This window comes from Bacillus sp. SIMBA_008 (genome assembly GCF_046535495.1).
Classification (GTDB): domain Bacteria; phylum Bacillota; class Bacilli; order Bacillales; family Bacillaceae; genus Bacillus; species Bacillus subtilis.
Genome location: NZ_JAWRWL010000508.1, coordinates 1 through 269, shown reverse-complemented (window position 1 = coordinate 269; position 269 = coordinate 1). Strand labels below are relative to the sequence as shown.

General features: G+C 38.3%; 2 pseudogenes. Both read left to right on the top strand.

The features are described from left to right. A pseudogene (gene fliI / locus SB658_RS24230) lies at window positions 1–160 on the top strand (flagellum-specific ATP synthase FliI); the annotation flags it as partial. Next, window positions 157–269 (top strand): annotated as a pseudogene (gene fliJ, locus SB658_RS24225) (flagellar export protein FliJ); the annotation flags it as partial. The pseudogenes fliI and fliJ, both read left to right, overlap by 4 nt.

Below are 269 nucleotides of genomic sequence, written 5' to 3'. Positions count from 1 at the left end.
TAACATTGGAGCATATAAAAAAGGCTCCTCGAAAGACATTGATGATGCTATGCAGGCTTATCCTCATCTGATTTCATTTTTGAAGCAGGATGTAGAAGAGGCTGTATCTATTGAAGACAGTGTGAATGTATTGCTCGGTTTGATGAATAGAGAGGATTGACGAAAACAGTGAGATATCAATACAAATTTCAAAAGCTCTTAGAACTGAAAGAAAGTGAAAAAGACAAGTCACTCGCAGCGTACCAACAATCCGTTTCGGCATTTGAGCA